At 44.0% G+C, this 4,922-nt stretch carries 4 protein-coding genes, 1 tRNA gene and 1 pseudogene; 3 read left to right on the top strand and 3 right to left on the bottom strand.

From position 1 onward, the window contains the following. Positions 1-386 precede the first annotated feature (386 nt). The gene (gene rimK / locus EWV66_RS08355; RefSeq protein ID WP_002772203.1) at positions 387-1,292 is read left to right on the top strand and encodes a 30S ribosomal protein S6--L-glutamate ligase; all 906 of its coding nucleotides are present in this window, start codon (positions 387-389) and stop codon (positions 1,290-1,292) included. Between the two features lie 225 nt (positions 1,293-1,517). On the opposite strand, the gene EWV66_RS08350 is transcribed toward rimK, so the two are convergent. Continuing rightward, positions 1,518-2,573, bottom strand: a complete 1,056-nt coding sequence (locus tag EWV66_RS08350) for an ABC transporter ATP-binding protein (RefSeq protein ID WP_072927592.1) — start codon at positions 2,571-2,573, stop codon at positions 1,518-1,520. A gap of 122 nt (positions 2,574-2,695) precedes the next feature. On the opposite strand from EWV66_RS08350, the gene EWV66_RS08345 reads away from it, so the two are divergent. Beyond that, positions 2,696-3,376 carry a nucleoside phosphorylase-I family protein gene (locus tag EWV66_RS08345; protein ID WP_287108216.1) on the top strand — a complete coding sequence of 227 codons (681 nt, stop codon included), beginning with the start codon at positions 2,696-2,698 and terminating at the stop codon, positions 3,374-3,376. 54 nt (positions 3,377-3,430) lie between these two features. Beyond that, a tRNA-Leu gene (locus EWV66_RS08340) sits at positions 3,431-3,512 on the top strand. A gap of 122 nt (positions 3,513-3,634) precedes the next feature. Here EWV66_RS08340 and EWV66_RS24390 read toward each other — a convergent pair. Both EWV66_RS24390 and EWV66_RS24385 read right to left on the bottom strand, forming a co-directional pair. Beyond that, on the bottom strand, positions 3,635-4,171 hold the full coding sequence (locus tag EWV66_RS24390; protein WP_287108217.1) for an IS200/IS605 family accessory protein TnpB-related protein: 537 nt from the start codon (positions 4,169-4,171) through the stop codon (positions 3,635-3,637). Positions 4,172-4,454: 283 nt separating this feature from the next. Next, positions 4,455-4,922: pseudogene (locus tag EWV66_RS24385) on the bottom strand (hypothetical protein); the annotation flags it as partial.

Here is a 4,922-nt window from a genome sequence, read left to right as displayed (position 1 = left end):
AAGGGTAGATCCCCCCGCCTATCGGCACCCCCCTTATTAAGGGTAGATCCCCCCGCCTATCGGCACCCCCCTTATTAAGGGTAGATCCCCCCGCCTATCGGCACCCCCCTTATTAAGGGGGGCAGGGGGGATCGAACCTAAAATCCATTTTTAATTTAATTATAACCAGCTACTTAAACTTAGCCTGAAGACAAAAACAAATCTAGTCTTAAGCTTGATCCTTTTTACTTTTCATTTAACCCAACTGTTCAAAGGGAACTGTCAGCGCCATAATGATCGATGGACTTCGATCGAGAACAGAAATTTTATGAGTTGCCAGCAAAAAAAGTCAATATGGGAAAATAAAGAGCTATTCAGTTGTAAAAGCAATATTTAAGCGAAAATTTATGAAAATCGCTATTTTATCCCAAGATGCTTCCCTTTATTCGACCAAGCGACTGAAAGAAGCGGGAGAAGCTCAAGGCCATGAGGTACGAGTGATCAATTATTTGCGCTGTTATATGAACATCACCTCCCATAAACCCACGGTTGTCTATAACGGTAAACCCTTGGAGAGTTTCGACGCGATTATCCCCCGTATTGCCGCCTCAAAAACCTTCTATGGAACCGCAGTCGTCCGACAATTCGAGGTGATGAATGTTTTTACTGCCAACGACTCGCAAGCAATTTCTCGGTCGCGGGATAAATTGCGTTGTCTGCAAATCCTCGCTCGGGAAGGGATAGGTTTACCGGTGACGGGAATTGCTCACGCAACTCAAGATATCGATGGTTTAATCGAAACCGTCGGCGGCACCCCTCTAGTGATTAAATTATTAGAGGGAACCCAAGGTATTGGCGTAGTTTTAGCGGAAACCGACCAAGCAGCCAAGTCAGTTATTGAAGCTTTTCGGCAATTAGAAGCTAATATTCTAGTACAAGAGTATATTAAAGAGGCCAGTGGGTCAGATCTGCGCTGTTTTGTCATCGATGGAAAAGTGGTAGCCTCGATGAAGCGACAGGGGGCCGAAGGGGATTTTCGTTCTAATCTTCACCGCGGTGGCAAAGCAGAAAAGATAAAATTAACCCCGGAGGAACGCAGTACGGCTATACGGGCCACTAAAGCCATGGGTTTAAGGGTTGCGGGTGTGGACTTATTACGGTCAAATCATGGGCCTGTGGTTATTGAGGTCAATTCCTCTCCGGGTTTGGAAGGAATAGAAGCGGCCACTGGTGTGGATGTGGCCAAAAAAATTATTGATTTTGTCGCTAAAAATGCCACCCTAGTCCTAAATCGCGATCGATATCAATATTAGCCATCAGCCTTGGCTCAGTTATCAGTTATCAGTTATCAGTTATCAGTGGGTAAGTTATCAGTGGGTAAGTTATCAGTCAATAGTATTAAGCGATAAGCTCGGAGCTGCCTTTTTACTGAAAAAGCTCCCCACACCCCACACCCCACACCCCACACCCTACACCCTACACCCTACACCCCACTTCCCCACACCCCACACCCTTTAAACAGGATTTAGTATCAGTTATCAGTCAGCAAATACACGGACGCTATCGGGAATAATCGATAGTTTTACCTTTGTACCGATTTCTAATTGGGTGTTAATCGTTGTTCTAGCGTGGATTTGACTGCCGGTAGCCGTTAGCAGACAATAACGGTATTCCCGCCCTAAAAATTGGCGATCGCAAATAACTAGCTCTCCCGTCTCATCCGGCTTAATTTTGACATCTTCCTCTCTCAGCATCAATTCCCCTTTGTCCAAATCTTGACCATCGGCAATTTCCCAGACTCCTATCTCGGTTTGCCATTGTTCCCCCTCCCGTCTAGCGGGGAGAAAGTTAGCTTGGGTGACAAACTCAGCCACGAATCGCGAGGCCGGATGACTATAAATTTCTTCGGGATTGTTAATTTGTTCTAATTTTCCTTGACAAAGGACCGCAATTGTGTCACTGATCACCATTGCTTCCTCCCGGTCGTGGGTGACAAAAATGGCCGAGATACCAGTCGCTTTCAGGATATGACGGATCTCGTGCCGTAACCGTTGCCGTACCTGGACATCGAGATTACTTAAAGGTTCATCTAAGAGGATTAAAGAGGGTTTTGGGGCTAAAGCGCGGGCGAGGGCGACTCTTTGCTGTTGTCCTCCCGATAGCTGATGGGGATAACGTTTTTCTAGTCCTTGCAGTCCGACTAAATCTAAAGTTTCCGCCACTCTAGCGTTAATAGCTCTGCTCGATAATTTCTCCCCAGAATTTTTTAACCCGAAGGCGATATTGTCAGCAATGGTTAAATGGGGAAAAAGAGCGTAATCCTGAAAAACCATGCCCGTATTGCGTTTTTCCGGAGGAATAAAGGTTTTTTCGTCGGCAACTATTCGCCCTCCCAATTCAATCACTCCTTGAGATGGTTTTTCAAATCCCGCAATCATCCGCAGTAGAGTGGTTTTACCGCAGCCCGACGGTCCCAATAATCCGAGAATTTCGCCCTCTGTTAAACTAAAACTGATATTATCGACAGCTAGAGTAGTAGAAGCGGGAAAACGCTTGTTAACCTCGGATAAACGCAGAATGACAGACTTTTTCATGGTGGGAAAGACAATCGCCCGGTCGGTGGCGGGGCCATTCACTTAAGAATTTTCCTAATTAGTTCACTATTATTGTTTATAACATCTCAAGGGACTAATTAGGAAACTTTCTCAAAAATTTCATGCTCACACCTGAAGATATTATTCTCGTTCCCCGGGGGGCCGAGCATAGCTCAATCCGCCGAGGATTAAGGAACATCGGCGATTTAGCCCCGCAAATTATCCCGATTAACCTTGGCGCTCCAGAATTCCTCGACAGTTCCTTAGTCTCTGGGCAATCTCTAGAATTTCTTAATAAGCTCACGGGAAAAATTGTGCTGATGGGATTAGCGGGCAGTCTCAGCGATCGCTATCGGGTCGGAGATGGGGTAATCTATCAAGGTTGTGGCGCGGAAACGGGGAATTATTGGCAGTGCGAACCGGAAATAACCGCAGAAATCGCCCAATTAACCGGATATAGTCTTGTTAAAGGTTTAACCAGCGATCGCCTGATTAGCCAGTCCGAGGAAAAACGACGTTTAGGACAAGGGGGCTATGAAGTGGTCGATATGGAAGGAGCAAGGATTTTAGCGGCTTTATCGGGGCAAAAAGTGGCAATTGTGCGCGTGATTAGCGACGAGGTGACGCAGGATTTACCCGATTTAGCCCCGGCAATTGATAATCAAGGTCAGCTGCGACCATTGCCCCTAGCTCGACAAATGTTAATCCGTCCCATCCCGGCCTTCCATTTGATTCAAGGTTCCCTAAAAGGTTTATCCGTACTAACTCAGGTGGTGCGAAAGTTGTGCGGCAGTAATTTTTAAAAGTTGCTTGCAGATTATTTTTTTTCTGTGCTACAATGGTTAAGCTAAAATCAAGCGGATGTGGTGGAACTGGTAGACACGCACGTTTGAGGGGCGTGTGGCTTACGCCTTGCGAGTTCGAGTCTCGCCATCCGCATAAACTTTTATCTGCCCTCCGACAAGAATTGCCCTTGTCACATTGAATGTCGGCAGGATAGTTAGTAAAAGTATAGTCAAATATAGACAGACGGAATTCCATTTCAGAAATTCCTTTCACTTTTACTTCGAGAGATTAATTCTCCTTGGGTGAACTACGCACCTCTCTATCCCATAGCGGTTAAACGCATTTGGGAATGCTTTTCGCAAAATGTTGTAGGAACCCATGACATCAGATTGAACCAGAATCCCCTTATCTGTGCGATATAATCCTCGCGAAATTCTTTTTCCTGAAAACACTGGCCTTTCAGTTGTTTCTCCATACACTGGTAGCGGCTCTAAATTTAAAAAATTAGCAACAGAGGTATAGGATTCTTCTTGAATAATCACAGAGATTCCCGCTAATCGACATTTATAAATAATCATGTCAATTAATCGAGCATGAGGGATGGTCACAAATTTTTGATTGTTGACTTTTCCTAAGTTCACTCCTTGTTTCCAACCGTCATTTTTCCCAATTACTAAAGTTGTTATCTCTTGGTCAACTAAGAGATTGACTAAATAACGACTAGCTCGGTGAAGATAATTATCTATCTTCTGATTACGGCAACGAGTTAAACGGCGAATCCTCTGGGAACTTTGACGATTGCCTTTTAACAGAGATTGTAACTTAGCCCGACGTTGGTTATAAAATTGATGGCTCTTCGGTTTGTGTTATGTTTAGCGATTTTTGTCAATTATTTTTGATCTAGAGCGAACTAATCAATTAAGTCTCTTGCCAGATAAGGATTTAGTCGATTTATGCCCCCTATCGAACCATAACAAGGCCATCAAATTATCTATGCCTAAATCTATCGCAGCTATCTTTTCATTAGGAGCTAAGAACTGTTCGGTTTTCTCATAAATTACCTCGATTACATAACAATCACATTTAGGAACTATTCTAACTTCTGCTATGCGCTCCGCTACTCTTGTCGGCAAGGCAATTGAAGTCCGGTGATAGTTTGACCAATCCGTACCGAAGACCTACTTTGCTTAGGGATTGAATCGTGTAAACTAAGAGATTTCGTCCTTTTTTTGGCTCCTTATAGCCAGGGATTTTGGGTTTTCCTAGAAATTTATCGGGGTGACTTTTAAACTCCGATGAAGCGGCAAAAAATGATGGCCAGTTCTTGTCTAATCCTCTTAAAACTTGTTGGGAAACTTTAGCGGGTAAAGCTTGATACTGTTCTGTCTTTGACCTCAGAGAGGCCATCTGATTATAGGTCAAATAACCATGACCATAAATGAAGTTTTGTCGGATTAAATAATTGGCTGAGTTGTAGAGATTTTTAGACTGCCAAGATAAATTATCTATCTCAGCCCAAAATCTATGTCCTTTCTTGATAATGTGTCTTTCGGCTACTAACAT

It is taken from the genome of Microcystis sp. M_OC_Ca_00000000_C217Col (assembly GCF_007095585.1).
Taxonomy (GTDB): Bacteria; Cyanobacteriota; Cyanobacteriia; order Cyanobacteriales; family Microcystaceae; genus Microcystis; species Microcystis panniformis.
Note: the sequence above shows the minus strand (reverse complement) of the source record. Positions and strands in the feature narration are given on the sequence as shown.